Below are 26231 nucleotides of genomic sequence, written 5' to 3'. Positions count from 1 at the left end.
GATGGTGCGCCGCGGCGAAGAAAGGAGGGCCGCCAGGCAATCATCCGCCGCTTGGTGATACCCGCCCGTCACCGACGGGAGACACCGCCTTCGTGCAGGTCAGACGTCCCACATGCCTTCGGCCTCGGCGCCGTTGCGCGGGGCCTCGTGCCGGGCGATGTCCGGGGCGTGCAGCCTGCGGAAGTTCGGCATCAGGTCCTGCGCTGCGGAGGCGGCCTTGAGCAGCAGGGTGTGCACGTCCGCAAGGGCGTCCACGATGGCCTTGTCGACCGGGTACTTCTCGTTGCTGCGGACCTGCAGCAGCTGGACGGCGGCGGCGACGTTGTCGATGCCGGCGGGGATGCCCTCGAACTCCGCGGCGACCTGGTTCATGTGGCCGGGCTCGTAGCGGGCGTAGACGTGGGCGATGTCCTGGGTGACGGCCACGAAGTGGGAGGGCTGGCGCTGGTCGAAGCTGCCGTCCTGGCGCCGCTCCAGGATGTTCCACATGTGCTCGCCCGGCCGCGGCTCCTCATAGCGCCGCAGGTCGTGCTCGTGGACCTTGGCGAACAGCGGGCCGACCTCGGCGGCCTTCTGGCTGGCCTGGTGCAGCAGGGCGTAGACCTCGGCGACCAGATCGGCCATGCGGGCATCGGCCGGGTACCGGTCCGCGGTGTTGATGGCCAGCTGCCGGATCGCCTCACCGGTGGAGGTCAGGCCCTCCGGGAGGCCCCAGTACTCGGCGGCCACCGCCAGCATCATCGGCGGCTCGTAGCGGGCGTACGCCTCGCGCATGCCCTCGGTCTCCAGCTGGAAGACGGACACCAGATTCCCTCCGAAGTGATCAGTCGGCCAGATGCTCTTGGTGCGGCGGCCGGGCTCGGGAAAGTCGGTCAGGACATCCGCGCGGACCGCGTCGGCGTACTTCGCCTTCGCCCGCCGCATCAGCTTGACGAACACCCACTTGGCGACCGTCACCGACCAGTGGGTGAAGCGGACGCCCCACTTCTTGCCGTTGCGCGGGGCCAGGCGCAGCCAGCGGAACAGCCCGCCGAAGGTGGCGGCGATGCCGCGGAGCAGCAGGCCGGGGATGTAGACCAGGGCACCGAGCGTGCCGGCGGCCAGCGTGGCGCCGGCGGTGCGCAGCAGGAACGGAACGGCCGCCTTCCCCCTCTTCGCCAACTCCCGACGCGCCGACCGGATCCGCTCCCGCAGCCGCTGACCGGCAGGGGAAGAGGCCAGCCCGGCGGTCTTCCGCCCGGCCGCCGACAGCCCGCGAGCCGCAGCGCGAGCGGCGCGGCCGGTGGCGGCGGCCACCGTGGACCGCACCCCACGCCGCGACCCGCCACCAGCGGAGGGCTTCCCCGCGCTGCCCGGCAGACCGCTACCGGCGGTCCCGTCGGCGGAGGTGCCATTGCTCCCAGAGGCTCCGCCCTTGCGACCAGCGAGGCGGTCCAGCAGGCCTCGCCTGCTGCCCGAACCGCCCGCCGCCCTGGTGGTGGGGCTGGTGTTGCCGCGCTGAGGGCTGCTTGCTCCCGTCGAGGCCGGGCCCGCACCGCCGGAGGCGGCGCGCTGGGCACGGTTCTTGGCTAGCGACAGCCCGCTCGCACTCCCCGCACCCATGCTGCCGTGACCGCGCTGCCGGTCGATCCCGGACGTGCCGTGACCAGTACCGCCGCGCGACCCGCGGGTGCCTCCGGAGAGCGAGCCGCCGCCGGAGGCACCGGAGCGGTGCGAACGTGCGCCGCCGGAACCGAGCGCCCCGTGCGAGCGGCCTGCGCCACGGGCACCGTGGCGGCGAGAGCCAGGGGTGTTCCGGCGGGTGCGGCGGGCCTTGCGGACCGCGACCCCGGCCCCGGCAAGAGCTGTGGCGCCGACGACGACGCCGGCCGCGGTCATCGTGCCCACCAGGCCGGTCGCGGAGTACAGGGCGGCCGCCCCGGTGGACAGCGCCTCCGCGCCGAACGCCGCAGCCGGCAGCGCCCGCAGCCCCGGCCCGGAGCGCGCTCGGGTGGTCTTTTCCTGCTCGGCGGTGGGCTGGGTGAGGGTGAATTCGATCGGCACCGAAGTGCCATCGGCCGCCGTGACGGCGGCGGTTTCGGGGGAAGAGGTCGTGGCCTCGGTGGTGGTGTCGGACACTGGTACAGCTCCTTCGGAGTGCACGAGAGAGCGCCCCGGCCGGGCCCTGGAAAGCGGGCCGGGGCGCTCTGCGTATGGAGGGGTGAGTCAGGCGGCCAGGGCGGGAGTGTCCGCGCAGGGCACACACATGCCGAGTGAGGAGGGGACGACGTAGCCCGCGTCCTGATGGCAGCGCGGGCAGGTGCGGCGGGCGGTGTTCGCCTTCTCCAGCGCCACCAGCTTGGCCAGGGTCATCGGCCGGACGGGTAGCGCCAGGTCGAGGCGGTAGAGATAGGCGACGCGGACGCCGCCGCGATGATGGCGGGTGCGCCACAGGATTTGCGCGGCCACTTCCTGGCCGCCCGGCCGCAGCCCCTTGGTGCGGAGCTGGCGCCGGGTGGCCAGCCCTTCGGGAGCGAGGCGGAAGGGGTAGGTGGGGATGCCGTACCGCAGGCCCTTGGGGTCGTAGAACCGCATCAGGGCCTACCGGCCAGCGCGGTGCCGTTGACCGGGCGGGGCGCCTCGCGCAGCTCCTTGTAGTGGTTGGTGACCCAGCCGGTGGACCATCCGGTCAGCTCGGCCGCGGCCCGCACCGACAGCTCGGCCGCGAACGCGGCCCGCACGGTGGACAGGGCCTGAGCCTCGGGGAGCTTCTCGGTGGCCGGCCCGGCGGCCAGGAGAGCCTCGCGTTCACGCGCGGCCTGCTCCTCGCGCTGCTGGCGTTCACGGCGTTCACGCTCGACGCGCTCCTGCCGCTCGCGTTCACGGCGCTGTACGGTCTCGCGTTCACGGCGTTCACGCTCGCGCTCGGCCTGTTCACGCTCCCGTTCACGGCGTTCACGAGCCTCCCGTTCCTCCCGCTCCCGGGCGGCGGCCTGCTCGCGCTCCTCACGCCGGTGACGCTCTTCGCGCTCAGCCTGTTCACGGGCGAGCTGAGCTTCGTGCTCGCGCTGTTCACGGGCCAGCGCGGCAGCGTGCTCCCGCTCCTCCGCCCGCTCCCGGCGTACGGCCTCCGCCCGCTCCCGGGCCACCTGTTCCCGGCGCTCGCGCTCGGCCTGCTTCTTGTCCTCCAGCGCGGTCACCGCCCGAGTGATGGCACGCCGGTAGGCAAGGCCGGTCTCGGCGGTGACGATCAGCAGGAGCGGCGCCACGGAGTGGACGGCCACGCCGACCAGGTCTTTCTTCAGGGCGGAGTCGGCGATGTTCAGTGCCAGGGTCATGGCGCCGGTCATCCACCGCAGGGCGATGGGCCACCGGCCGCCGTGCCCGCCCAGGCGGGCCAGCACCGAGTCCAAACGGACCACGATGACCACCGCGGCGTCGACCACCAGCGGCAGGATGGGCGCCGTCCAGGCCCACGCCTTGGGGGTGTGGGCGGACATCAGCGGGGTGACGGTCAGGATCGAGTAGAGCATCGCGCCGCCCACGATCAGCCACGTGCCAGCCGACAGAGCGCGCTCGGCTGAACGCACATGAACATCGTTCATCCCGCACCTCCCGACGGCTCGATGGCGGGCGCGGTGACGCTGCGGAAGTGGTCGCCGTCGGCGTCGTAGATGAACGGCAGGCACCGCCACTGAACATCCGCCGCAGGGCGTTCATCCGGCGGGCCCCAACCGCTCAGCGGGACCCCCAGGGTGGCCGCGTAGGCGTAGGCGGACTCCCGGTCGGGGTGGACGCTGTGGGGCTCTCCGTAGTGAATCAGCAGCATCATGGACGCATCCGCCGGCGTCTGGCTCAGCTCCTCCAGACGCTTCTTCATGTCGGCCAGCTCGGCGCGAGCCTCATCCAGCTTGGCGACCGTCTCATCCAGCGTGCGCTGGGTCATCCGAGCGCACATCCTGGCGATATTGGCGTCCTTCTCGGCGTCCTCGGCGCGGGCGGTGAGCTCGAACGTCTCCCGGATGTGGGAGCCGTACGCGGCGTTGGCCTGCTGCTCCACCTCGCGAGTCCGATCGCGGGCAGCGTCCAGCAGGGCGGCCAGCTGCGTGAGCCGGGCTCGGGTGACGATGCGGATCATGCCGCGTCCCCCATCCCGGCCTGGTTGGCCAGCTCGCGGCGGGCGGCCAGCACCTTGTTGGCGGCCCGGCGCAGACGGCGGGCGTCCAGCTCGGTGGCCGGCCGGTCCAGCAGGCTGATCTGCACGTCCAACAGCTCGACGTCCGCGTCGATGACGGGCATCTCCTGCTCGATGGCGTCCAGCTCGGCGTCAGTCGGCTCCAGCCAGGGCGCAAACGCGGTAACAGCCTGCTGAACAGTGACGATGGATTCCATGGGTCGTGCTCCTCTTTGATCGGTGGAACGGCCCGACAGCGGCCCCGGGGTGCCACCCGGGGCCGCGCCGTTTCGGGGAAAGAGCCACCCGCAGAAGGCGGGCGGCGGGGCTGTCAGCGCTGGACGACGGGCTTGTCCAGGTCGCGGTGGCAGACGGTGACGCTGTGCCCAGCCGAACTCAGCACCTCGGCCAGGACGCGGGCGAAGACCGGGGCGCGGTGCCGGCCGCCGGCGCACCCGTCGGCGACTGTGATGACCCCGGCGCTGGGGCCGGAGGCGAACGCGGCCACCGCCGTGACGGTGGCCGCGATCAGGTCGAGGATGCCGGGGGTGCTCAGCACCAAGGCGCGGACCGGCGCGTCCTCCGCGGTCATGTACCGCAGCTCCGGACGGACGTGCGGGTCGCGGAAGTGGTGCCGCAGGTCGATGGTCAGGTGGGCGGCCGGCGGCTCGTCGTGCAGGTAGCCGAACGACACGATCTCCACAACAGCAGGCATGAAGGCTCCTCAGAAGCGAAGGAATGTTCCGGCTCCCCTCGGCCCCGCCCGTACGGAGACGCACGAATGCGGGCCGGACGGGCGGAGGAGGCAACCGGCCGCAGCGCTAGCCGCTGCGATGGCAGGAAGAAGGGCGACCGGCTTGTCCGTCGGCGGCAATCTCGGCTCGCGAACTGGGGTGATGCACAGGCGTCGCCGGCCGGTCGATCACGGCGGCGCCCAGAGATGTCTTTGATTCACCTGCCCTCTCCTTCCGGTGTTGCGGACACGGAACTTGCACTGCAAGGGGGACCTCGTCCCCACTCTCCGGCCGTTGCTCGCGGTCACCGGGCCACCTCGCCAGTCGGGCCGAAGCCCTGTCCCCTGGCCTTCAGCGGGATCGCAGCGTCCCCGCCTTCTGCTCCGGCGCCCAGACAGGCGCCTTCACGTCCAACATGGAATACATGTTGAACATGTCTCTCATCGTGCCGACGAAGATACGGGCCGTCAAGTCATTCGCTGATTTCGCCCCGGGCCCTCGTGCCGCCTGATGTCCTCAAGAGTGGCCTGAGCTGGGCTGACGACCCACACACGACTGGGACGACTCCGTTCCGGCTTCAGTCGTCCTAAGCCGTCCCGGGACGTTCCGTTGATCGACGCGAGGTGGTGGACCTGGCGAGCCTGTCTCGCTACGGTCGAAGTCGTCCCAAGTCGTCCCGGGGTAAGAGGGGGAAAACAACGTGGCGAACGAACGGCTCCGCGGCGCGATCGTCGACCTGGGCCTCACACATGAGCAGGTTGGCGAGCGCGTGGGGGTCGCGGCCAAGACCGTGGATCGCTGGATCAACGAGCCGAACCGTAAGCCCTATCGGAAGTTTCAGTACGCGCTGGCGAACCTGCTGCGGTGCGAGGTGTCGTACCTCTGGCCCGACGAACGGACATCGGAGGAGGTGACCTCCTCCGGTAACGCCGAACTCGTCAAGCTCTACCCGCACCGCTCGGTGGTGCTCCAGAGCCTGTGGCCGAAGCTGTACGCGCAGGCCACGCACCACTTCGACCTCGTCGCCTACTCATGCTTCTGGCTCACGGAAGACCCTGCGTTCCTGCGCGTGGTCAAGGAGAAGTCCGCCGACGGCGTGCCCATGCGCTTCATGCTCGGAGAGCCGGACTGCGCGGCCGTGGCCCAGCGTGGCGAGGATGAGGGAATCGGCGCTGCCATGGGCTCCAAGGTCCGCAATGCGCTCGCGAACTACGGCCGACTGTTCGGCCTGCCCGGCGTGGAGTTCCGGCTGCACAGCACGGTGCTCTACAACTCTCTGTACCGGGCGGACGAGGAGATGCTGGTGAACGGTCACGTCTACGGTGTCGGCGCCTACCTGGCCCCGGTTCTGCATCTCCAGCGCGTTCCGGGCGGCGAGCTTTTCGACACCTACGCCGAGAGCATCGAGCGGATCTGGGAAACCGCCCGCCCGATCTCCTCCCCTGACGAAGCCTGAGGACCCACATGCCCCGCGTGGACTACTTCCGTGACCCGGCCGCCCCGCCGGCCAACTCCGTCGTGCCCTCGGTGACCGCCGTCGTGCGCGACCACGACGGCCGCGTCCTGGTCATCCACAAGACCGACAACGACCTGTGGGCCCTTCCCGGCGGCGGCCACGACATCGGCGAGCGTATCGGCGACACCGTGGTCCGCGAGGTTCAGGAAGAGACCGGCATCGACGTCGAGATCGATGCCGTCAGCGGGCTCTACACCGATCCTGAGCACGTCATGGCGTACGACGACGGTGAAGTCCGCCAGCAGTTCTCCATCTGCTTCCGGGCCCGGCCTGTCGGGGGCGAACTCCGTACCAGCTCGGAATCCAAAGAGGTCCGCTGGGTCGCCCCGGCAGAACTAGATGCCCTGAACATTCACCCGTCCATGCGCCTGCGCATCGACCATGCGCTGGACGAGTCGCGCACGGCTCCCTACATCGGCTGAGGAGCCGACTCCAGCCGCTCCAACACTCGCTCTGCTGCCGCTCGGATCTCAGGGCCGGCCTGTTGGATGAATGCGGTCACCAGGTGCTCAGGCCCGTAGCGGCTGGCGATCTCGGTGAGGCGCTGGTCGACGTCGGTTGGGTCGCCGTACGGAGTGGTGGTCATGTCGCAGTAGATCATCGCGTCGACCAGGTCCGGGGACTCCAGAGCGAACTCAGTCTCCAGCTCGTGCCGCAGTCCGCGCAGGTCCGCCTCCAGCAGGGCGCACGAGTGGTGAGCGACGATGCGGACCAACCGCTCGTCGGCGCGCTCCTGGTGCCGCAGGAAGCGAGCCCCGTCCAGTGGATGGAAGCCGGTGGAGGCGATGGACGGCGAATACCCCACATCGTGCAGGACTGCGGCGGCCTCCATCAGCTCTGCATTGTCGCCGAGGATCGGCGCGAGCGTACGTGCCTTGCTGGCAACCCCTAGGGAGTGCGCCCACCGCCGGGGCAGGGGCTCAGCCAGCATCCGCTCTGAGGTCTTGTAAGCCCAGTCCTTCAACTGCACAGAGCACCTCTCCAGTGTCATCGGCTGGGGAGCGCAATGACGGTGCGCCCCTTGCCGTGGGTGGACTTCAGATACCCCTGGCTCTCCAACTGGGCCAGGGCGCGCCGTACGGGGGAGCGTTCGCAGTCGGTCCGCTCCATCAGCTTCGACTCAGAAGGAAACGGGTCACCTACCGTGAGGCCGTCCTCGGCAAAGACTCGCGTGACCTTCTCCAACGGCCGCTCGTGGCCGACCAGCCACCAACCAACACCGGGCTCTGGCTCCACCAGTTTCTCTTCCGCGAGCGCCTTCAACGCCCGCTGCACCGTCGTACGCGCCACGCCGAACCGCTTGCGGAGTCCAGCCTCGGTGAACATCCCGCCCGGCACATCTCCGGCGGCGATGTCGTTCCGCAGCGCGTCAGCGACGGCCAGATAGGTGTTCCTCGGGTTCGCCTGCGGCACGTCCACTCCTCCACGCTCAGGGCCATCCCTTCCCAGGTTCCCATGCCATCGTTGGTGGTGGACCGAAGGAGTCTCGGCCTGCACTCTGGGGTACTGCCGACTTCATGGAGCGCCGTGCATCTGACGGCAGCTGTTGACGGCAACGCCGGTGCACTTCGCTGGACCTCGACGATCTCCGGCGTACTTCACGGGCGGGGCATAGCTCCCGAGCGCCTGGCCCCAGGGGCCTCAGGCGGAACTTACAAAGCAGATGTCACAGGTTCAAATCCTGTTGTGCCCACCAGTGCGAAGACCCCTCGTCGATCTTGACGGGGGGTCTTTCCCGTTCGGGGTGGGCGGGGAGGGGGAGGGAGTGACTGTGTCCGGTCGCGGGCATTAGGCTGGATGTGTGTTCGGTACCGTACAGAGGATGGACGGCGGGGCCGCCTTTGACGTGGTGTGTCTGGCCGCTTCGCTCGGGGGCGTGAACGCCTACCGCGAGATCCTGGCGGCGTTGCCCGAGGGTTTTCCCGCGGCTGTGGTGCTGGTGCAGCACCGGCCCGTGCGGGAGTACGACTCGCTCCTGAAGGTGCTCGCGTACCGCTCCGCGCTGCCGGTGCGGATGCTGGCCGAGGGGGACCGGCTGACGGCCGGTGTCGTCCATGTGGTGCCGGCGGGCCATGCGGCTTCTTTCACGGCCGAGGGGAAGGTGGCGCTGAACATCGTGGACGGCAAGAACCCGGCGGACCTGGTGTTCGCCTCGGCCGCCGCGGCGTTCGGGCCCCGGCTGCTGACCGCGGTGCTGACCGGCCGGATGGACGACGGGGCGCTCGGTGTGCGGCACGTACGGGGAGCCGGCGGGCGGGTGCTCGCCCAGGACATCACCACCTCGGAGGCGTTCGGCATGCCCCGCGCCGCGATCGCCACCGGCTGCGTAGACTTCGTACTGCCCCTGCCGGTGCTGGCTCACGCGCTGGTCGGCCTGGTGATGGTGCCGGGCGCGGCGGGCCTGATGCGGGTGTCGTTGCCCCCGTGGGCGGCGACCCTTCCGCCGGCAGCGGCCGGCTGATCACTGACGAAGGCGAGCGGGTCATGGCGGGCGGCGCGGTCAGTCGGCAGGACCTGCGGGCCAACCGGCTCCTGGCCACCCTGCCGGAGGCGGAGCAGGAGCGGCTGCTCCCCCAGCTCAAGCCGGTCGAACTGGCACTCTCCGAGGTGCTGTACCGGCCCGGCGAGCGGATCGACGCCCTGTGGTTCCCCGCGCGCGGCGTCTGCTCGATCATCGCCGAGCTGGAGGCGGGCCCGGACGTGGAGGTCGCCACCGTCGGCGACGAAGGCGTGGTCGGGCTCCCGGTCTTCCTGGGTATCGGCATCCCGACCGAGCGGGCGATCGTCCAGGTCTCCGGGTGGGCGCTGCGGATGGACGCGGACCTCTTCCGGCACGAACTGGCCGTCGTGGACGGCGCGCTCCAGCAGGTCATGCAGCACTACACCCAGACGATGTTCACCCAGCTCGCGCGGAACGCCGCCTGCAACCGCAGCCACCGCGTCCGGGAGCGGTGCGCCCGCTGGCTGCTGATGACGGCCGACCGGATGCACAGCGACGAGTTCGAGCTGACGCAGAAGTTCCTCGCGCAGATGCTCGCGGTACGCAGGTCCTCGGTGAGCGAGGTCGCCGGTGAGCTGGCCGACGAGGGATGCATCAGCTACCGCCGCGGCATCATCACCGTGCTGGACCGGGAGCGGCTGGAAGCGCGGGCGTGCGGTTGCTACCGGGCGCTCCGCGAGGTCATCGACACCGCGTTCCCGCCTGCCGGGACCCCGCCGGAGCTCCGCCGGGCGCCCTGGGGAGGGGGCTGAGCGGCACCCGGCGACGCCAGAGCCGTACGCGCTTGTGCGGGAGGGCTGGCGGGGGTGGCGCGCGGCGCTACGCTCCGGGCACGGGGGATTCGGCCGGATGCGTACCAGGGGGTATCCGATGGCATCCCGTGAGGTGAGCGGTGCGGCGGTGACGGGTCTGCGGGCCGGGTTCGCGGGGGAAGTGACCGTGCCGGGGGATCCGGCGTACGACGTGCGGCGCGGTGTGTTCAACGCGATGATCGACCGCCGTCCCGCGGTCATCGCCGGGTGCGCGCACGCCGGGGACGTCGCCCGGGCGGTGCGGTTCGCGCGGGAGCACGGGCTGGAGATCGCGGTGCGCGGCGGCGGGCACGGCGTGGCCGGGCGGGCGGTGAACGACGGCGGGCTCGTCGTCGACCTGCGGCGGATGAACGCCGCGACGGTCGACGCCGGGAGCCGCACGGTACGCGTCGGCGGCGGCGCGACGATGGGAGACCTGGACCGGGCGGCCGCCGCGCACGGGCTGGCGACGACCGGCGGCCGGGTCTCGACCACGGGCGTGGGCGGCTACACGCTGGGCGGCGGCTCCGGCTGGCTGGAGCGCAAGTACGGGCTGACCTGCGACAACCTGGAGGAGGTCGAGCTGGTCACGGCGGCCGGGGAGGCCGTACGGGCGAGCGCGACGGAGCATCCCGAGCTGTTCTGGGCGCTGCACGGAGGCGGTGGCAACTTCGGCGTCGCGACCTCCTTCACGCTCCGGCTGTACGAGCTGCCGGAGTTCAGTTTCGCCCTGCTGGTGTGGCGGCCGGAGGCCGGCCCCGATGTCATGCGCGCGTACCGCGACTTCATGGCGGCGGCGCCGGACGAGGTCGGCGGCGGGCTGCTGTATCTCACCGGGCCCGCCGAGCAGTTCGTGCCCGCGCACCTGGTGGGACGGCTGACCTGTGCGTGCCTCTTCACCTACGCGGGGCCGCTGTCGGCGGCGCGGGAGGTGGTCGCGCCGATGCTGCGCCTCGGGCACGAGGGCGAGCTGCTCGCGGACATGCCGTACGCGGAGTTCCAGTGCCTGCTCGACGACCCGCCCGGCTACCGGAACTACTGGTCGGCCGAGTACCTGGCCGAGCTGCCCGACCCCGCCGTCGAGACGTTCTGCACGCGCGCCGGTGACATGGTCGTGCCGTCGCCGTCCCAGCATCTGCTGCTGCCGCAGGGCGGCGCGGTCGCGCGGGGCGCGGCGGACCACCCGGTGCCCTGGCGGACCGCGCCGTGGGCGGTGCACCCGCTGGGCCTGTGGGAGGACCCCGCCGACGACGAGCGGGCCCGGAGCTGGGCGCGCGGCCTGCGGGACGACATGCGGCCGTGGTCGAGCGGGGCCGTGTACCTGAACTTCATCGGGGACGAGGGCGGCGAACGGGTCGTCGCCGGGGTCGGCGCCGACAACCACCGGCGGCTCGCCGCGGTGAAGGCCGCGTACGACCCGGACAACGTCTTCCGGCTGAATCACAACATCGCTCCGGCGCCGGCCGCCGCGTAGCCGTACCGCGCGGTCCGGTACCGGACTGTCCCTTCTGCCGGTTATGCAGGCGTGGTGACTTACCGCGCCGGACGTGGGCGGGGAGGGGCGGATGTGGTGTGCCGACGGCGCACGGGGCGGATGTGGTCGGCATGGGGGCACGTGGCCGGAAATGGCAGGTTCCGCGTCGATCGTGAGTTCTAGGGTGAGGCCCAGTGGCCCCGGACCCCGGTCATGGGCTGTTCAGCGCGTTCACCGTGGACAGCAGCCCCGCAGAGAAGTCCGCTTCCGAAGGAGAGCAGGGTCCGGCCATGGAGCAGAGTACGGCCGTCTCCCGTATGTCCCCGGCCGCCGGCCGAGTTCCCGCGTTCCGCTGGGCACTCAGCGCGCGACGACGCCCCGGTGGTGACAAGGAGGCCACCGTCCTCGCCTGTGCGGTGCTGGACGCGCTCGGTGTCGTGGGGGAGGGGGCCGCGTCCGTGGCCTCGGACCTCGCCAGGGCGACGGCCTACGTGATGTCCCACGGCAGCGCCGACGCGTACCGCCTCACGATCGAAGTCGACGGCGGGCAGTGCGCGGTACGGATCGATGACCGGGACGAGGGTGACCGGGGCGAGGGTGACGGGGAGGGGAGCCGGGCCGTGGGCGGGCCCGCCCCGGACGGGCCGGCGGCGCGGGAGCCGGCCGACGAGGCCACCGGGCAGGTCGCCGCCGATCTGTACGGCGGGCGGCTGCGGGTGCAGCACCGTACGGACGGCTCCCTCGCGGTGTCCTTCCGCCGCCCGTTCCCCCTGGTCGCGGCGCTGGCGGCGGCCGGGGACCGGACGGGCGCCGCAGACGTCGTCCAGCTGCCCGTCGTGGCCTGCGGCATGGCGGCGGAGGCCGTCGCGACGGACCTGGTCGCGGAGGGCTGAGCCGCCCGCGGCGGGGCGGCGCGCACACCCGACGGGCGTACCGCCGGGGGCCGCGGTGGATGCGGCCCCGCAGGGTGAAACACGGTGGCCGCGGCCTCGAAAGGGTTGACCGGCCGCCGTGGGCCCTTATGCTTTCCCCCGTCGGGGATTTCTTGCATAAATGCAGAGTTCCAGTGCTTCCCGTGGCTTTTTCCGATGTCATTCGGCCGCCGCGGGAACTTGGCCTGCCGTCAAGCGATGTGGCGAAAATTCACCCGACAGAGGCGTTCTGTCCTGGCTGATCGATTCTGCGTCACAAAGCCCGGTTACGGTGCCTGTGCATCCCAGACCCTGGTGCGCATCGGCCCATCGCCGTGTTCGATACGGCCTTAAGCACAACTGGGGGTGACGTGGGGGGAAGCGACGCCGACGTGCAGGTAACCGTTCGCCAGGGAGGCGACACGGTGGTCCTGGCACTTCATGGCGAACTCGACCTGGCCATGGCACTACGCATCGAAGCCGACGTCCTGCTGGCGTTCAACGCGCTCTTCGCGCTGCGCCGGTCGGTGATATTTCCCGCTCCCCGGTCCCGTACGGTACCGAGCGGACCGAAGGGTATGCCGAGACTTCTTCCGAAGGTGCCCGCGCTGCCCGAAGCACGTCCCGAAGCCCGCCCCGAAGTCCTTCCCGAGGCGCCGGCCGACGTGATCCCGTTGCCGGACGCCTTTCCCGTGACGCTTTCCGGATTTCCGACCTCGCCGCCGGGCGTGCTGCCCGACGGGTTCCCGGACACCGGAAGCGGCGGCAGGGTCGGCGCGGTGCCCGAGAAGACCATGATGATCGACCTGCGGCACGTCACGTTCATGGACTGCAGCGGTCTCGACCTGCTGTGCCGGGTACGGGACCGGCTGGCGGAGCGCGGCGGCCGGCTGGTGCTCATGAACCTCCGGCCCGTCGTCATCCGGCTGCTCAAACTGGCCGCGCTGCGCGAGCCGTTCGAGCTGGTCGGACAGGTGGACGGCGACTCTTCCGGCGTCTGACGCGGTCCCCCGTGGCGCGTGCGTGGCCACGGGGGACGGGAGAGGCGGACAGGGCCCCGCCGGGACCGGCGGCGGCACGGCCCGGGCAGGGGCGCAGGCGCCGGTGGTCAGTACGCGGCGCCCCGCAGGAATCCGGCCAGTTCGCGGTCGAACTCCTCGGCGTTCTCCAGGTTCACCATGTGCCCGGCGGCGGGGATGCGGGCGCGCCGGGCACCCGGCACGGTGAGCGCCACCGCGTGCGCGTTGGCCGAGATGTCGGTGCTGTCGAGGTCGCCGTCCATGACCAGGGTCGGTACCCGGATCTCCGCCAGCCGGTGCGCCGCGCCGACCTCGAACGCCGCGCCGCGGCCCATCCCTTCGGCGTGCGCGGTCACCGTGGCCTTCGCCGTCGCCCGGACGCGTTCCCGCAGGGCCGGGTCGACCTGGGCCGGCTCGCGGTGCGGCCCGTCCACCCACATCCGCAGGAAGTGCTCGATGAAGCGCGTCACGCCGCCCGGCGCGCTCACCGCGGCCACCTGCTCCCGGATGTGCTGGAGCAGGAACGGGTCGGAGAACGTCCGGCCGCTGATGCCGGGCGCGGCCAGGACGAGGGCCGCCACGGTGTCCGGGTGGGCCAGTGCGCTGTCCAGCGCGACGCGCGCGCCGTGCGAGTGACCGATCAACGTCGCGCGGCCGACGCCGAGATGGGCGAGCAGCGCCCTGAGGTCCTCGTGGTGGGCGTAGTCCCCCTCGACCGGGGAGGAGCGGCCGTGGCCCCGGGCGTCGTACCGGATCACCCGGTGGCCGGCGCGCGCGAGCCACTCGAACTGCTCGTCCCACATGGTCAGGTCGAGCATGCCCTCGTGCAGCAGCACCAGCGCCGGGCCCGAGCCCGCCGCCTCGTAGTACAGCTCGCCGCCCGCGACGGGCGCGGTGCCGGTCTCGACGGCCGGTCCCGTGCCGGCCGGGTCCGGCGCACCGGACCCGAAGTCCGCGGACATCCTCATATCGCTGCTCATGGTGCCATGATCACATTTTTGCCGTGGACAGGGGAAGGGTGGGGTGGATCGGGCGGAGTCGGTCACTTCGGTGCGTCTCGCCGGTGGCGCCGCGCCACAGCCGTACCGCCGACAGGCCGGCCGCCGTGAGCAGCAGGAGGTTGCGGGCCCAGAGGTTGGCGATGGCCAACCAGTCGGCGTCGTCCCGCAGTTCGCGGTAGAGCAGCGGGAAGTCCAGCGTCGTGCACAGGCAGGCGGCCAGCAGCAGCCGGGCGACGGGCCGTTGGGTGGTGCCGGGGCGCAGCAGGCAGACGGCCGCCAGGCCGACCAGCCAGATCAGGTACTGCGGACTGATCACCCGGCTGGTGACCACGAAGAGGAGCGTCGCGGTGAGCGCCGCGTCCGGCAGCACCCAGGGCGCGTCGGCCGCCGTCCGCCGGCGCCGCCACCACAGCAGCCACGCCAGGCTCAGCACGGTCAGCGCCTGCATCGCGACGGTGACCTGCGGGACGTACGGGCCGACGAACTCGTGCGAGCCGTCCCTGGCGGCCCAGGTGCCGCGCCACCCGAAGTGCCGGGCCAGGTGGAACGGCAGCGATCCGACCGACTCGATCTGCATGCCGCGTTCGCTCTGCGCCGTGAGGAACGAGAAGGCGTGCGGCATGGCGAGCGCGAAGCCGGCGGTGAGCACGGCCGTGCCGACGGCCGCCGCGGTCCGGGCGGTACGCGTACGGCGTCCCCGCTCCGTACCGAGGAGCAGCAGCACCGACCACACCTTGATCAGCGCGGCGAGCGCGGTCAGTGCCCCGAACGCGCGGTACTTCCGGGCGCCCCCGGCCGGCCGGGAGGCCATGGCCGCCACGGCGAGCGCGGCCATGGCGGCCGCGGTGACGTGCAGGTCGAAGCGGTTCCACGGGACCGTGCTGAGCAGCGCGAGGCCGACGGTCCACATCCAGGGCCCGGCGAGGGGGCCGGTGAACGCCCGGCCGCGGCTGCCGGTGGGCGCCGGGCCGCCCCGCTCGCGCCGGACGGCGGTACGCAGCAGCAGCGCGAACACCGTCGCGTCGCACAGGGCCGCGCCGATGACGAGGCGTGCCCGTAGTCGAGGCGCGGCGCGAGAGCGGGCGAGAGCAGGGGGAGGGCCGCGTCCGGCGGGTACTGCCAGCTGACGTCGTGCTCGGGGAAGGCGCCGGAGGACAGGACCGCGAACCAGGAGCGGTAGACCCGGCCCACGGACGGGTCGAGGCCGCCGTCCCCGTGGAACCGGCCGAGCTTCAGCGCGGCGGGCACGAGCCACAGACGGGTGAGCACCCAGGCGCGGAGCACGGTGACCAGCGGGGCCCGGCCTTTCCTCACGGGGCGTTTTCCTTTCCTCGGCAGCGTGGAGACGGACTCGTATAAACTGTGTGTATACGTGGAGTGTAGAGTGCCGTCCGTGTCCGCAGATCTCGCCTCTATACCGACTCGTGCGGTCCGAGCCCCTGCGCGGGCGGACCGCACGACGGCCCGGCCCGTCCTCCGTCGTACGGCGCCCACGGGCGAACGGACCGCACCCCGTTCCGCGCTGGTCCCCGTCCTCCCCGCGCTGCTCGCGCTGGCGCTCGGCTGCTGGGGCCTGACCCGTCAGCACAGCCTGTGGCGGGACGAGGCGGCGACCTGGCAGGCGGCCCGGCGCTCGGTGCCGGAAATCTGGGCGATGCTGGGGCAGGTCGACGTCGTGCACGGCCTGTACTACCTGTGCATGCACGCCGTCTTCGCGCTCGGCGGGCCGGGGCTGGTGGCGCTGCGGCTGCCGTCGGTCCTGGCGATGGCGGTGGCCGCCGCGGCGACGGCGGCCACCGGGCGGCGGCTGGCGGGGCCGTGGGCCGGACTGGCCGCCGGCCTCGTCCTCGCGCTGATTCCCAACATCCAGCACTACGCGCAGGAGGGCCGGGCCTACGCGCTGGTGACCGCGTCGGTCGCCGTCGCCACCTGGCTCCTGGTCCGGAGCGCGGGCACGCACCGGGACGGGCCGGAGCCGGGCGCGCGCCTCCGGCGCCCGGGGCGGTGGGCGGGGTACGCCGCCGCCGTGCTGTGCGCCGCCCTGCTGAACTGGTTCTCGCTGCTGGTGCTGCCCGCGCACGCGGTGACGGTGCTGCTGGCCCGCCGCCGTGGACAGCGTGGGATCCTCGGCCGCTGGCTCGTCTCCGCCGCGGTCGCCGTGGCCGGGGCGCTGCCCCTGGTGCTCGCCAGCCGCGCGCAGGCCGACCAGGTGTCATGGATCAAGCCGGTCGCCCGGACCACACTGCTCGGCGTCGCGGCGCTGGCCGTGATCGGCCTCTGCTGCGCGCGGGTGCCGTACCGGCGTGGCCGTCGCGCCGGAACCGGGCAGCGGCCGCCCGCGCTCTCCCTCGGGTCCGTCGCGCTGCCGCTGCTCGTCGTCCCGCAGGCCGGTCTGCTGCTCGCCTCCCTCGTACGGCCGCTCTACATCGACCGCTACGTCCTGTTCACCAACATCGGCTTCGCGCTGCCGGCCGGGGTGGCCCTCGCGGCGGCCGTAGGGGCCGTCGCCGCGCGCCGGCACCGCCTCCGTACCGGTGTGCTGCTGGCCGGCGTGACCGCCGTCGGGTTCGTGGCGCTGCTGCCCGTGGAGACGGGGCTGCGGACGGCGGCGAGCCGGGTGGACGACGTGCTCAGGCCGGCCGAGGTGGTGGCCGCGCAGGCACGCGCCGGGGACGGGGTGCTCTTCCTCCCGGCGGCCCGGCGCGACACGGCGCTGGTGAGTCCGGCCGCGTTCCGGGGGCTCGACGATCTCGCGCTGCGCGAGGGGCCGGTGGCCGGCGGCACGCTCAAGGGCACCGAGCACACGCCCGCCCGGATCCGGGCCGGGATGCGCACCCACCGCCGGATCGTGCTGGTCACGGACGCGGCATCGGTCTCCGCCCGGCCGGTACCGGCGCGCGAGGCCATGAAGAAGCGGGTGCTGGCGGAGGAGTTCGCACGTGTCACATCGACCGAGACCCGCGGCCGCCGCGTCGATGTCTACGTACGCAAGGACTCCTGAGCCGCACGAAGGCGGGCCGTACGGGGCCGGGGGAGGGCCCGGGCCGTCGTCAGCTGCCGGCGGGTCCCAGGCGCCACAGCGACGTCACCTCCGCCGCGCGGGCGGCGTGCAGCGGGTCGGCGGCGTCGCGGGCCTTCGGGTGCCGGGGGGCGATGTCCAGCCGGTCGCGCACGGTCAGGCCGGCCGCCTCGAAGAGGGCGAGGAGATCGGCGCGGGTGCGCAGCCCGAGGCGCTCGGCGAGGTCGGACAGGATCAGCCAGCCCTCGCCGCCGGGCGTCAGGTGGTCCGTGAGGCCGGCGAGGAAGCCGCGCAGCATCCGGCTGTTCGGGTCGTAGACGGCGTACTCCACCGAGGAGGTGGGCTTGGCCGGCAGCCACGGCGGGTTGCAGACCACCAGCGGGGCGCGCCCGGCGGGGAAGAGGTCGGCGGCCACGGCCTCGACCCGGTCGGCGATGCCCAGCCGCTCGGCGTTCCGGCGCGCGCAGGCCAGCGCGCGCGGGTCCTGGTCGGTGCCGAGGACGCGCCGTACGCCGCGCCGGGCCAGCACCGCGGCCAGTACGCCGCTGCCGGTACCGATGTCGAAGGCCAGCTCGGTCGGGTCGGCGGGCAGCGGGGCCCGGGCCACCAGGTCGACGTACTCGCCGCGCTGGGGCGAGAAGACGCCGTAGTCGGGGTGGATCCGGTCGCCCCCGAGGGCCGGGATCTCGACGCCCTTGCGGTGCCATTCGTACGCGCCGACGAGCCCGAGCAGTTCGCGCAGGGCGACGACCGAGTGGGTGTCGCCCGCCGCGCCGCTCGCCGCGGGCGCGGGGCCGTACGCCTGGGCGCAGGCCGCGCGGACGTCGGGGGCGCGGTGCAGCGGGACGCCGTACTCGGCATCGAGGGGCACCAGCAGCATGCCGAGGATGCGGGCGCGCTGGCTTTGCGCGGCGCGGTGCAGGTGGAAGGCGCGGGCCGGGTCGTCGGCGGGCGCGGGCTTGCGGGGGCGGCGGTCGATCCGCCGGGCCAGCGCGGTCAGCAGCTGGCGGGCGTTGTGGAAGTCGCCGCGCCACAGCAGCGCGGTGCCCTCGCAGGCCAGCTTGTACGCGGCGTCGGCCTTCATGCGGTCGTCGGCGATGGTCACGCGGCGCGGCGGCAGCGCGCCGTTCTCCGAGCGCCAGTGGGCGGAGCGCGGCCCCCCGGCCTCTTCCCAGGTGAGGACGGGGGCCGGCGAAGCGTCCTGCGGGACGGCGGCGGAGGAGGCGGCGGTGATGCGCGGAGCGGGCGGCCGGTGAGCGTTCATGGCGTCCTGGATCAGGCGGCACGGCCGGCGGAGGCGCGTCCCGGAGGAGGGCAACGCCCAGGAGCCGGGCGGTGCGGGGAAGTTCGATTTTACCGGCTTCGGGGCACCCGCTCAGTTGCTGATCATGCCGTCGCCGTTCCGGGCGCCTGCCCGGAAAACTCGCCCAAATCGCCTGTAATGCGTACTGGCCGGATCGCTCGCCCGGGTGGTACCGATCGCAGTGGCCGCGACGGCCGCGGAAATCGGCGGGCCGTGGCAGCCGTGCGGCCCACCGGCTGATCGTAGGGAGGCACAGATGGACAGGATGCCGGTCATCGTCGGGGTGGACGGGTCCCCGGACAGTGAGCGGGCGCTGCACTGGGCGGCCGAGGCGGCGCGGCTCCGGTCGGCGCCCCTCCAGGTCGTGCACGTGTGGCCGTACGTCACCTCGGCGCGCGCCGCCGACGCCGAAGTGGGCACCGGCGACCCCGTGCTGGAGGAGCTGCGGGCGCAACTGGCCGCGGGGCCCGAGCTGCCGGAGGTCGAGTTCCGCAGCCTGAGCGGGCTCACGGACGTGATCCTGCCCGGGCTCGGCGACCAGGCGGAGCTGCTGGTGCTCGGCTCGCGCGGGCGGGGCGGCTTCGCGAGCCTGCTGCTCGGCTCCAACAGCATGGCGTGCGCCGCGCACTCCACTTCCCCCGTCGTGGTCGTCCCGCGCCCGGACCGGGCCGGCGTGCGGCCGGAGGAGGCGGACGAGGCGCGGCCCGGAGGGGCGCACGGGCGCGTGGTCCTGGGGCTCGACCCGACCTCGGAGGAGGTGGGGGAGAGCAGCGCGATCGACTTCGCCTTCCAGGAGGCGGCCCGGCGCGGAGCCGTCCTCCAGGTGATCGCCGCGTACATGTGGCCGATGGCCGTACCGGTCGCCTTCGACTACATCGTCGCCTACGACACGACCCAGCAGGAGTACGAGGGCGCGCTGGTCAAGCAGGTGTCGCAGGTGCTCGCGCGGTACCGGGAGCGGTATCCGGACGTCGCGGTCGAGGCCGAGCTGCGGCCCGCGGACGCGGCGGGGCAGCTGGTCGAGGAGTCCGCGCGGAGCGACCTGGTGGTGGTCGGGCGGCATCGCCGGAAGCTGCCGATCGGCCGCCGGCTGGGCTCGGTGGCGCACGCGGTGCTGCTGCACGCCCTGTGCCCCATCGCGGTGGTGCCGGAGGCGGCGCGCGAGGAGTCGGAGGCGGCGGCGGAGTGACGGCCCTTCGGGGGTTATCCGGAGTGCGCCGCGCCGCGCTCCGGCCGGCGCATCACGTACAGCGCGGCGGAGCCGGCGGCGAAGAGGGCGAAGACCGAGACGGCCGTGCTGAACCAGGTCGCGCCGAGCAGGTGGCCCCCGAAGTAGCCCAGGGTCACGCTGTACGCGGCCCAGGCCACGCCGGCCAGCATCGACCAGGGCAGGAACTCGCGGACGGTGCGGTGGGCGACGCCCGCGCCGAGGCTGACCACCGAGCGCCCGGCGGGTGCGAACCGGGCGAGGACGACCACGATCCCGCCGCCCCGGGTGAGCGCGGTGCCGAGACGTTCCTGCGCCGCGGTCAGGCGGCGGGAGCGGGCGATGGCGCGGTCGAAGCGGTCGCCGCCGCGCCAGGCCAGCCGGTACGCGGCCAGGTCGCCGAGCACGGAGGCGGTCGCGGCGCACAGCGCCAGCGCGAACAGGTCGGCCACGGCCGAGCCCCCGCTCATCGACGGGACGCCGACGGTGGCGGTGCGGGTGCCGGCGGCGGTCGCCGCGGCGATGAGCAGCACCCCGCTGGGGAGGAACGGCACGAAGACGTCGAGGAGGACACACAGCCCGACGATCAGATGAATCCACGGAGGGTCGGCCAGCGCCCCCAGACTTTCCAGCACCTCGTCACTCCAAGTCGTCCCCGGCCGCGACGTCGCATGGCAGCGGCAGGGGCGGCTTGTCGCTCGTACAGCCATACAGCGTACGCCTGACATGTCCTGAGATTGGGCCGCTGGGCCTCAGGTGTTGTCCGAATCACGCGTTTCCTGCCAGGCAGATCGCCTGCTGGGCTACATGGTGGGCCGCCCGGGGGCCCGCGTTCGGCGCCCGCCCGGCGTCCGGCACGGCTCGCGCGACGGCCGGCCGGCGGCGACGGTGAGGTCATGGCGCGCGTCGCGCGCTTCGGTTACGGGGAGTGACGAGGAGACGAGAATGGCGGCAGGAATCCTGACGGGAGCGGCGACGGCGCTGCTCATGGCGGTGCCCGTCGTGGCGGCACCCGCGTACGGCGGCACGCCCGGCGGCGGAGACCTCGCGGTGGGGAAGGAGAGCCGGTTCGCCCCGGTGTCGAAGTTCGATCCTTCCGAAGCGGTCACGTACGACACGAAGAAGGTGCCGGCCAAGGCGCGGATCGTGGTCGCGCAGTGGAAGAACGATCACGGGATGACCATCCGGCTGAAGGTGAAGGGGCTGCAGCCCCACCGCACGTACGGCTCGCACGTCCACACCAAGCCGTGCGGCCAGAAGCCGGACGACTCCGGGCCGCACTACCAGAACCGGAAGGACCCGCGTCAGCCGTCCACCGACCCCAAGTACGCCAACCCGGAGAACGAGGTCTGGCTGGACTTCACCACGGATTCCGACGGCGACGCCTCGGTGTCGTCGAAGCACTCGTGGTGGTTCCGGCAGGGCGAGGCGCGGTCCGTGGTGATCCACGACCACAAGACCCACACCGGGCACGGCCATGCGGGCATGGCGGGCGACCGGCTGGGCTGCCTGACGGTGCCGTTCAAGCACGCGGCGAAGTAGCGGGGCCGGGAACGACCTGAGGGCCGCCGGGACGGGCGGCCCTCAGGGCTGAGCGGAGAGCGGGTGGGGTCCGCGCGGCGGGTCAGGCCGCGCTGGGCTCCCGGGCGGGTGCCGCCGGGGTGCCGGCGTCCTCGCCGCGGCTGCCGGAGCCGAAGAGGACCCGGTCCAGGGCCCACGTGCCGGGGCCGGTGAAGACCAGCAGGAGGAAGGCCCAGGAGAACATCGCGGAGGGCTCTCCGCCGTTCTGGATCGGCCACAGCGCCTCGCCCTGGTGGACCGAGAAGTACGCGTACGCCATGGAGCCGGAGCTGATCAGGGCGGCGGTGCGGGTGCCCAGGCCGAGCAGGACCAGCAGACCGCCGACGAGCTGGATGACGGCCGCGTACCAGCCGGGCCAGGTGCCGGTGGGGACGGTACCGCCGCCGGCCGCGCCGCCGAGCACGCCGAAGAGCGACGCGGCGCCGTGGCAGGCGAAGAGGAGGCCGGTGACGACGCGGAAGAGTGCTGTGGCGTGCGGTCGGCTGCGTTCGGTGAACGCCGAGAGGGAAGCGGACATGACAAGACTCCTGCGGTCGGGGACGGAACCGAGAGGCCTGAAGGTTAGGCGTGCCTTATTCGTGCTTGCAAGTTCAAGTGTTTTTCGGGCCGCTTGGTCTGAACCAATGGCGTGTCGTCACCATGGTCCAGACCAATGCGGCCGTCAAGGGGGTACGCAGCCCCCGGTTTTCCTTCGTGCCGCTCCCGGTTTCCCCGGGGATCACGTCAGCGAGCGCTCCAGGACCCGCTCCAGACGCGCCATCCGGCCCGGCGTCCGGCGCCTCCGCCCGGCGCGCCGGCCGTCCGCGCGGGCCTGGTCCAGGCTCAGCCGGGCGTCCCGGCCGCGCAGGGTCAGCGTCATCAGCTGATTGCCGAACCACGGCCCCCCGGTGCGCCGCCAGGACACCGGCGGACGGCCGGCCGCCACGTGCCGGGCGAGCGCGCGGCCCAGCCACCGGCCCACCCGGCTCCAGCCGAAGCGGAAGCCCACCCGCATGGCTGCCGGAATGCTGTTGTGCACCGGCGAGCAGGTCAGCTGGAGGACCCGGCCCGCCGGCTCCTCGCCCGCCGGCCAGTGCGGCTCGGCGATGTACGCGTGGTGCACGTCCCCGGACAGCACGCACACCGTCGCGGGCGCCCCCGGGCCGGAAGCCGCCTCCGAGAGCAGCTCGGCCAGCGCCGCGAACGACTCGGGGAACGCGGACCAGTGCTCCAGGTCGGCCCGCTGCCGCAGGGTCTCGCCGCGCCGCGCCCAGCGCGGGCCGCGGGCCCCGCCGCACAGCGCCGCGTTCCACACCTCCGCGTCGTGCACCAGGTGGGGCAGCAGCCAGGGCAGCGAGCTGCCGATCAGCAGGTGGTCGTAGCCGCCGGGCGCGTCCAGCACCTCCTGCCGCACCCACTTCGCCTCCGCCGCGTCGAGCATCGCGCGGCGGCCCTCGTCCAGGACGCGGGTGGCGCGGGTATCGATCATGACCAGGCGTACCCGCCCGAAGTCCCGCCGGTAGCTCCAGCGCGCGCAGGTGGGATCGGCGTCCGCGGCCGCCGCGAAGGCGCGTACCGGTTCGGTGCCGTCGGCCGCCGTCCGCACCCGCGCGTACAGCTCGTCGCGCGCCAGGTCGGCGGGGGAGAGGTTCCCGAGGTGCTGGTGGACCCAGTACGACATCAGGCCGCCGAGGATCCGGTCGCGCCACCACGGGGTCGCGCGCATCCGGGCCTGCCAGGCGGCCGAGGTGTTCCAGTCGTCGATCACGTCGTGGTCGTCGAAGATCATGCAGCTGGGGACCGTGGAGAGCAGCCAGCGCACCTCCGGGTCCAGCCAGGACTCGTCGTAGAGGTGGGTGTACTCCTCGTAGTCCGCGACCTGCGTCCACGGCGGCTCCGCGGTGTCCCGGCGGCGGGCCAGCAGCGCCGCGGTCGCCTCGGAGGTCTGGTCGGCGTAGACCTGGTCGCCGAGCAGCAGCAGGACGTCGGGGCGGGGGCGGTCCGGATCGCGGGCGAGGGTGGCGGCGAGGGTGTCCAGCGCGTCCGGCCCCACCGGGTCGTGGCTGTCGCCCGGAATGCCCGGCACGGCCGCCAGGTGGCTCCTGCTCCCGGAGGGCGGGGCCGCCCAGCGGCAGGAGCCGAAGGCCACCGCGAGCGGGCCCCGCCCCTCGGGCGGCAGCGTGCGGATGACGGAGGGCGGGTACGGACTGTCCGGCAGCGGCCAGACCTGCTCGCCGTCCAGCAGCACCCGGTAGGGCGTCTCGCCGCCCGGCGTCAGACCCTCGACGGGAACCAGCGCGTAGTGGTGCCCGGCGACCTGCCAGGTCCGGTCGGTGCCGGTGGCGCCGCTGTCGCAGGCCACGGTCACCTCGCACGGCGCTTCGGTCTCCATCCACACCGTCGCGCTGTCCTCGTCCACGTAGCGCAGCAGCGGTCCGAGCCGCAGTCCGGTCATCGCGGTCCTCCCTCGCGCGGGCCGGTGCCCGCACCTCAGTACGGGCAGCCGCCCGCGCCTCGGGTCCGAGGATAGGAGGAGCGCACCGGCTTCCCCGAGGGGCCCGGGCCGCGGCCGGAAGGCGGGGCGGGCGGCTCCGCGGGCATGGGGTGGAGAGCGGAACCGCCCGGGTGGGTGGGGCGCCGGGTCAGCAGCCGTCCAGGATCTTCTTCAGCGCGGCCTTCTCGGCGGAGTCGGCGGTCATTCCGTACTCGTGCTTGACCCACACCCACATCCGCGCGTACTCGCAGTGGAAGGAGGTCTTCGGCGGCAGCCACTCGGCCGGGTCCTGGTCGCCCTTGGACTGGTTCACGTTGTCGGTGACCGCGAGCAGCTGGGCGTGCGTGAGGTCGTTGGCGAGCTGCTCACGGCGGTCCGTGGTCCAGTCGGCGGCGCCGGACTTCCACGCCTCGGAGAGCGGCACCATGTGGTCGATGTCCACGTCGGAGGTCTGCGTCCAGGTCTCGCCGTCGTACGGGGAGGTCCAGGAGCCGCTGGTCGCGGCGCAGCTGCCGTCGGTCTGGACGTCCTTGCCGTCGCGCTTGAGGACGACCTCGCGGGTGTTGCAGCTGTCGCCCTGGTCGCTCCAGTGCGGGAACTTGTCGCGGCTGTAGCCGTCCTGCGACCCCTCGGCCTGCTCCTTGATCTCGCCGAGATAGGTACGGGCGGTGGCGGCGCTGGGCGGGGAGGGCGGCGCGGCCTGGGCGGACTGGCCGCTGAACAGCAGTGTGCAGACGAGCGCGGCGGCCGAGCCGGCGGCGAGGGACACGCGACGCGCGTAGACCTTGGACATCGGAACTCCCGTTGGTGTGGGGGGGTGAGGAAGTCGTGATCGGTCGGGCCGGCCGGTCGGGGCGACCGGCCGGGCCACACGATGGCGCGTGGGGGTTGCCGCCGTGTGGGCTCCAGGTAACAGAGTGACGACATGCTCACGTCAGATCAAGAGGTGACGCGCCGCCAGAACTCCTCGAACGCGCGTCCGTTGGGTCCTCTCCCGGCTCCGCCGTCCTAAGGTGATCGTGTGCTGTTGCCGGTGAACGTCACCCTCGGGGCCGTGCTCGCGGTGCTGCTCGCCGCCGCCGTGACGGTCGCCGCGCTGTGCCGGCTGGGCCATGCGCGGGGCATCGCCGTCGCCGGGCTCCGGGCCGCCGTCCAGCTCGCCGCCGTCTCCTTCCTCATCGGCTGGGTGATCCGCGCCGTCCCCCTGCTGGTCTGCTTCCTGCTGCTGATGTTCCTGGTGGCGGTGCGCACGGCGGGCCGCCGGATCACCCCCAACCGCACCTGGTGGTGGGCCGCGGCACCGATCGCCGCCGGGGTGCTGCCGGTGGTGGCCGCGCTGCTGCTGACCGGCCTGGTGCCGCCGCGCGGGGTCACCCTCATCCCCGTGACCGGCATCCTCATGGGCGGCGCGCTCACCGCCACCGTGCTCGGCGGGCGGCGCGCGCTGGACGAGCTGGAGACCCGGCACGGGGAGCTGGAGGCGGGGCTCGCGCTGGGGCTCCCGAACCGGGAGGCGCGGCTGGAGGTGGCCCGGCCGGTCGTCTCCGAGGCGCTGCTGCCGGGGCTGGACCAGACCCGGACGGTGGGGTTGGTCACGCTGCCGGGGGCGTTCGTCGGCATGCTGCTGGGTGGCGCGTCACCCGTTCAGGCGGGTGCGGTGCAGCTCTTCGTCCTGGTGGCCCTGCTCGCCGTGCAGGCGGTCGCGGTGGCGGTGGTGCTGGAGCTGGTCGCGTGCGGACTGCTGCACCGCGTACCCTTGATCCCAGCAGAAGGGGAGTAGCTCTTCGCCGGACCGTCGACATACTGCGCACTCCTGTAGTGCGCCGGCGCCCGGAGCGTACGGATTCCGTCCGTACGCCAGCGAGACCTTCGGCCGCAGTGTCCGACGCTGCCGTGCCGAAGCGACCCCTTTTCCCCGGGCCCCTTTCGGTGCGGCCCTATCGAACGAGGTATTCCACCCCGTGTTCAGCTTCTCCGTCGCAGCCGTCGTCTTCGGCGTCGTCTTCCTCGCCGAGCTGCCCGACAAGACCGCACTGGCCGGGCTGATGCTCGGTACGCGCTACAAAGCGTCCTACGTCTTCGCGGGCGTCGCCGCGGCCTTCGTCGTGCACGTCGCGCTCGCCATCGCCGCGGGCAGTGTGCTCACGCTGCTGCCGCACCGTCTGGTCCAGGCGATCGTCGGCGTGCTCTTCCTCGCCGGCGCCGCCGTCCTGCTGTTCAGGAAGGACGACGACGAGGAAGAGGTGAAGAAGCCCGCCGACCAGAGCTTCTGGAAGGTCTCCGGGGCCGGCTTCATGATGATCCTGGTCGCGGAGTTCGGCGACCTGACCCAGATCATGACCGCGAACCTCGCGGCCCGCTACGGCGACCCGGTCTCCGTCGGCATCGGCGCCGTGCTCGCCCTGTGGGCGGTGGCCGCGCTGGGCATCCTGGGCGGCCGCACGCTGATGCGGTTCGTGCCGCTGAAGCTCATCACGAAGGTCGCGGCCTGCGTGATGATCGTGCTCGCCGGGTTCAGCCTGTACGAGGCGATCGCGGGCTGAGTGCCC

Annotated in this window: 27 protein-coding genes; 12 read left to right on the top strand and 15 right to left on the bottom strand. The window is 72.8% G+C overall.

Annotated elements, in window-relative coordinates; translation table 11 throughout:
- Nucleotides 1-99: 99 nt before the first annotated feature.
- From ACZ6WH_RS12085 to ACZ6WH_RS12060, 6 genes are all read right to left on the bottom strand, one after another.
- Complete coding sequence (locus ACZ6WH_RS12085; RefSeq protein ID WP_469727813.1) at nt 100-2118, bottom strand: hypothetical protein; 2019 nt, start codon at nt 2116-2118, stop codon at nt 100-102.
- Nucleotides 2119-2205: 87 nt separating this feature from the next.
- Nucleotides 2206-2574, bottom strand: a complete 369-nt coding sequence (locus ACZ6WH_RS12080) for an RRQRL motif-containing zinc-binding protein (RefSeq protein WP_469727812.1) — start codon at nt 2572-2574, stop codon at nt 2206-2208.
- A complete protein-coding gene (locus ACZ6WH_RS12075) occupies nt 2574-3584 on the bottom strand; it encodes a DUF2637 domain-containing protein (RefSeq protein ID WP_469727810.1) in 1011 nt (336 codons plus the stop codon). The genes ACZ6WH_RS12080 and ACZ6WH_RS12075 overlap by 1 nt, the downstream gene beginning before the upstream one ends.
- Nucleotides 3581-4117 carry a hypothetical protein gene (locus ACZ6WH_RS12070; RefSeq protein WP_469727808.1) on the bottom strand — a complete coding sequence of 179 codons (537 nt, stop codon included), beginning with the start codon at nt 4115-4117 and terminating at the stop codon, nt 3581-3583. Before ACZ6WH_RS12070 ends, ACZ6WH_RS12075 begins: the two co-directional genes overlap by 4 nt.
- Nucleotides 4114-4371: a DUF6284 family protein gene (locus ACZ6WH_RS12065; protein WP_469727807.1), complete on the bottom strand. Its 258-nt coding sequence runs from the start codon at nt 4369-4371 to the stop codon at nt 4114-4116. The genes ACZ6WH_RS12070 and ACZ6WH_RS12065 overlap by 4 nt, the downstream gene beginning before the upstream one ends.
- 113 nt (nt 4372-4484) lie before the next feature.
- Nucleotides 4485-4868 carry a RapZ C-terminal domain-containing protein gene (locus ACZ6WH_RS12060; RefSeq protein WP_469727805.1) on the bottom strand — a complete coding sequence of 128 codons (384 nt, stop codon included), beginning with the start codon at nt 4866-4868 and terminating at the stop codon, nt 4485-4487.
- 719 nt (nt 4869-5587) lie between these two features.
- Between ACZ6WH_RS12060 and ACZ6WH_RS12055 the strand changes: the two genes are divergently transcribed.
- Entirely contained in the window at nt 5588-6343 is a 756-nt protein-coding gene (locus ACZ6WH_RS12055; RefSeq protein WP_469727803.1) for a helix-turn-helix transcriptional regulator, read from the top strand.
- Between the two features lie 8 nt (nt 6344-6351).
- Entirely contained in the window at nt 6352-6825 is a 474-nt protein-coding gene (locus ACZ6WH_RS12050; protein WP_469727802.1) for an NUDIX domain-containing protein, read from the top strand.
- On the opposite strand, the gene ACZ6WH_RS12045 is transcribed toward ACZ6WH_RS12050, so the two are convergent.
- Together ACZ6WH_RS12045 and ACZ6WH_RS12040 are read right to left on the bottom strand one after the other, a co-directional pair.
- Nucleotides 6813-7394, bottom strand: a complete 582-nt coding sequence (locus ACZ6WH_RS12045; RefSeq protein WP_469727801.1) for an HD domain-containing protein — start codon at nt 7392-7394, stop codon at nt 6813-6815. The genes ACZ6WH_RS12050 and ACZ6WH_RS12045 overlap by 13 nt on opposite strands.
- Nucleotides 7391-7816, bottom strand: coding sequence for a GntR family transcriptional regulator (locus ACZ6WH_RS12040; protein ID WP_469727800.1), 426 nt, complete (start codon nt 7814-7816; stop codon nt 7391-7393). Before ACZ6WH_RS12040 ends, ACZ6WH_RS12045 begins: the two co-directional genes overlap by 4 nt.
- A 409-nt stretch (nt 7817-8225) precedes the next feature.
- Here ACZ6WH_RS12040 and ACZ6WH_RS12035 point away from each other — a divergent pair, with 409 nt between their 5' ends.
- From ACZ6WH_RS12035 to ACZ6WH_RS12015, 5 genes are all read left to right on the top strand, one after another.
- Nucleotides 8226-8864 (top strand): chemotaxis protein CheB, encoded by a 639-nt coding sequence (locus tag ACZ6WH_RS12035; protein WP_469727799.1) that lies wholly within the window; start codon nt 8226-8228, stop codon nt 8862-8864.
- Nucleotides 8828-9655 carry a Crp/Fnr family transcriptional regulator gene (locus ACZ6WH_RS12030; protein ID WP_469727797.1) on the top strand — a complete coding sequence of 276 codons (828 nt, stop codon included), beginning with the start codon at nt 8828-8830 and terminating at the stop codon, nt 9653-9655. The genes ACZ6WH_RS12035 and ACZ6WH_RS12030 overlap by 37 nt, the downstream gene beginning before the upstream one ends.
- Nucleotides 9656-9773: 118 nt before the next feature.
- The gene (locus ACZ6WH_RS12025) at nt 9774-11168 is read left to right on the top strand and encodes an FAD-binding oxidoreductase (RefSeq protein ID WP_469727796.1); all 1395 of its coding nucleotides are present in this window, start codon (nt 9774-9776) and stop codon (nt 11166-11168) included.
- 290 nt (nt 11169-11458) lie between these two features.
- The gene (locus tag ACZ6WH_RS12020; RefSeq protein ID WP_469727794.1) at nt 11459-12061 is read left to right on the top strand and encodes a hypothetical protein; all 603 of its coding nucleotides are present in this window, start codon (nt 11459-11461) and stop codon (nt 12059-12061) included.
- Nucleotides 12062-12414: 353 nt separating this feature from the next.
- Nucleotides 12415-13080, top strand: coding sequence for an STAS domain-containing protein (locus tag ACZ6WH_RS12015; RefSeq protein ID WP_469727792.1), 666 nt, complete (start codon nt 12415-12417; stop codon nt 13078-13080).
- 107 nt (nt 13081-13187) lie between these two features.
- Here the strand turns inward: ACZ6WH_RS12015 and ACZ6WH_RS12010 are convergent, their stop codons facing one another.
- The gene (locus ACZ6WH_RS12010) at nt 13188-14078 is read right to left on the bottom strand and encodes an alpha/beta fold hydrolase (RefSeq protein WP_469727790.1); all 891 of its coding nucleotides are present in this window, start codon (nt 14076-14078) and stop codon (nt 13188-13190) included.
- Nucleotides 14079-14088: 10 nt separating this feature from the next.
- Nucleotides 14089-15354: a glycosyltransferase 87 family protein gene (locus tag ACZ6WH_RS12005; RefSeq protein ID WP_469727788.1), complete on the bottom strand. Its 1266-nt coding sequence runs from the start codon at nt 15352-15354 to the stop codon at nt 14089-14091.
- Nucleotides 15355-15735: 381 nt separating this feature from the next.
- Here ACZ6WH_RS12005 and ACZ6WH_RS12000 point away from each other — a divergent pair, with 381 nt between their 5' ends.
- Nucleotides 15736-17100: a glycosyltransferase family 39 protein gene (locus ACZ6WH_RS12000; RefSeq protein ID WP_469727787.1), complete on the top strand. Its 1365-nt coding sequence runs from the start codon at nt 15736-15738 to the stop codon at nt 17098-17100.
- A 49-nt stretch (nt 17101-17149) separates the two neighbouring features.
- On the opposite strand, the gene ACZ6WH_RS11995 is transcribed toward ACZ6WH_RS12000, so the two are convergent.
- Nucleotides 17150-18382, bottom strand: a complete 1233-nt coding sequence (locus tag ACZ6WH_RS11995) for a 50S ribosomal protein L11 methyltransferase (RefSeq protein ID WP_469727786.1) — start codon at nt 18380-18382, stop codon at nt 17150-17152.
- A gap of 295 nt (nt 18383-18677) precedes the next feature.
- Here ACZ6WH_RS11995 and ACZ6WH_RS11990 point away from each other — a divergent pair, with 295 nt between their 5' ends.
- On the top strand, nt 18678-19610 hold the full coding sequence (locus tag ACZ6WH_RS11990; protein WP_469727785.1) for a universal stress protein: 933 nt from the start codon (nt 18678-18680) through the stop codon (nt 19608-19610).
- 14 nt (nt 19611-19624) lie between these two features.
- On the opposite strand, the gene ACZ6WH_RS11985 is transcribed toward ACZ6WH_RS11990, so the two are convergent.
- Nucleotides 19625-20263, bottom strand: a complete 639-nt coding sequence (locus ACZ6WH_RS11985) for a DedA family protein (RefSeq protein ID WP_469727784.1) — start codon at nt 20261-20263, stop codon at nt 19625-19627.
- A 310-nt stretch (nt 20264-20573) separates the two neighbouring features.
- Between ACZ6WH_RS11985 and ACZ6WH_RS11980 the strand changes: the two genes are divergently transcribed.
- The gene (locus ACZ6WH_RS11980) at nt 20574-21170 is read left to right on the top strand and encodes a superoxide dismutase family protein (RefSeq protein WP_469727782.1); all 597 of its coding nucleotides are present in this window, start codon (nt 20574-20576) and stop codon (nt 21168-21170) included.
- 82 nt (nt 21171-21252) lie between these two features.
- On the opposite strand, the gene ACZ6WH_RS11975 is transcribed toward ACZ6WH_RS11980, so the two are convergent.
- The 3 genes from ACZ6WH_RS11975 to ACZ6WH_RS11965 all read right to left on the bottom strand — a co-directional run bounded on the left by ACZ6WH_RS11975 (nt 21253) and on the right by ACZ6WH_RS11965 (nt 24475).
- Nucleotides 21253-21726: a DoxX family protein gene (locus tag ACZ6WH_RS11975; RefSeq protein ID WP_469727780.1), complete on the bottom strand. Its 474-nt coding sequence runs from the start codon at nt 21724-21726 to the stop codon at nt 21253-21255.
- Between the two features lie 201 nt (nt 21727-21927).
- Nucleotides 21928-23643 carry an alkaline phosphatase D family protein gene (locus ACZ6WH_RS11970; RefSeq protein ID WP_469727779.1) on the bottom strand — a complete coding sequence of 572 codons (1716 nt, stop codon included), beginning with the start codon at nt 23641-23643 and terminating at the stop codon, nt 21928-21930.
- A gap of 187 nt (nt 23644-23830) precedes the next feature.
- The gene (locus ACZ6WH_RS11965; protein ID WP_432853710.1) at nt 23831-24475 is read right to left on the bottom strand and encodes an HNH endonuclease family protein; all 645 of its coding nucleotides are present in this window, start codon (nt 24473-24475) and stop codon (nt 23831-23833) included.
- A gap of 228 nt (nt 24476-24703) precedes the next feature.
- Here ACZ6WH_RS11965 and ACZ6WH_RS11960 point away from each other — a divergent pair, with 228 nt between their 5' ends.
- Both ACZ6WH_RS11960 and ACZ6WH_RS11955 read left to right on the top strand, forming a co-directional pair.
- On the top strand, nt 24704-25462 hold the full coding sequence (locus tag ACZ6WH_RS11960) for an ABC transporter permease (RefSeq protein WP_469727776.1): 759 nt from the start codon (nt 24704-24706) through the stop codon (nt 25460-25462).
- Nucleotides 25463-25643: 181 nt separating this feature from the next.
- Entirely contained in the window at nt 25644-26225 is a 582-nt protein-coding gene (locus tag ACZ6WH_RS11955; RefSeq protein WP_432853695.1) for a TMEM165/GDT1 family protein, read from the top strand.
- Nucleotides 26226-26231 lie beyond the last annotated feature (6 nt).

The sequence above is a fragment of the Streptomyces sp. NPDC050806 genome (assembly GCF_055586425.1).
The sequence above is the reverse complement of the archived record's forward strand: the minus strand, read 5'-3'. Positions and strand labels throughout refer to the sequence as shown.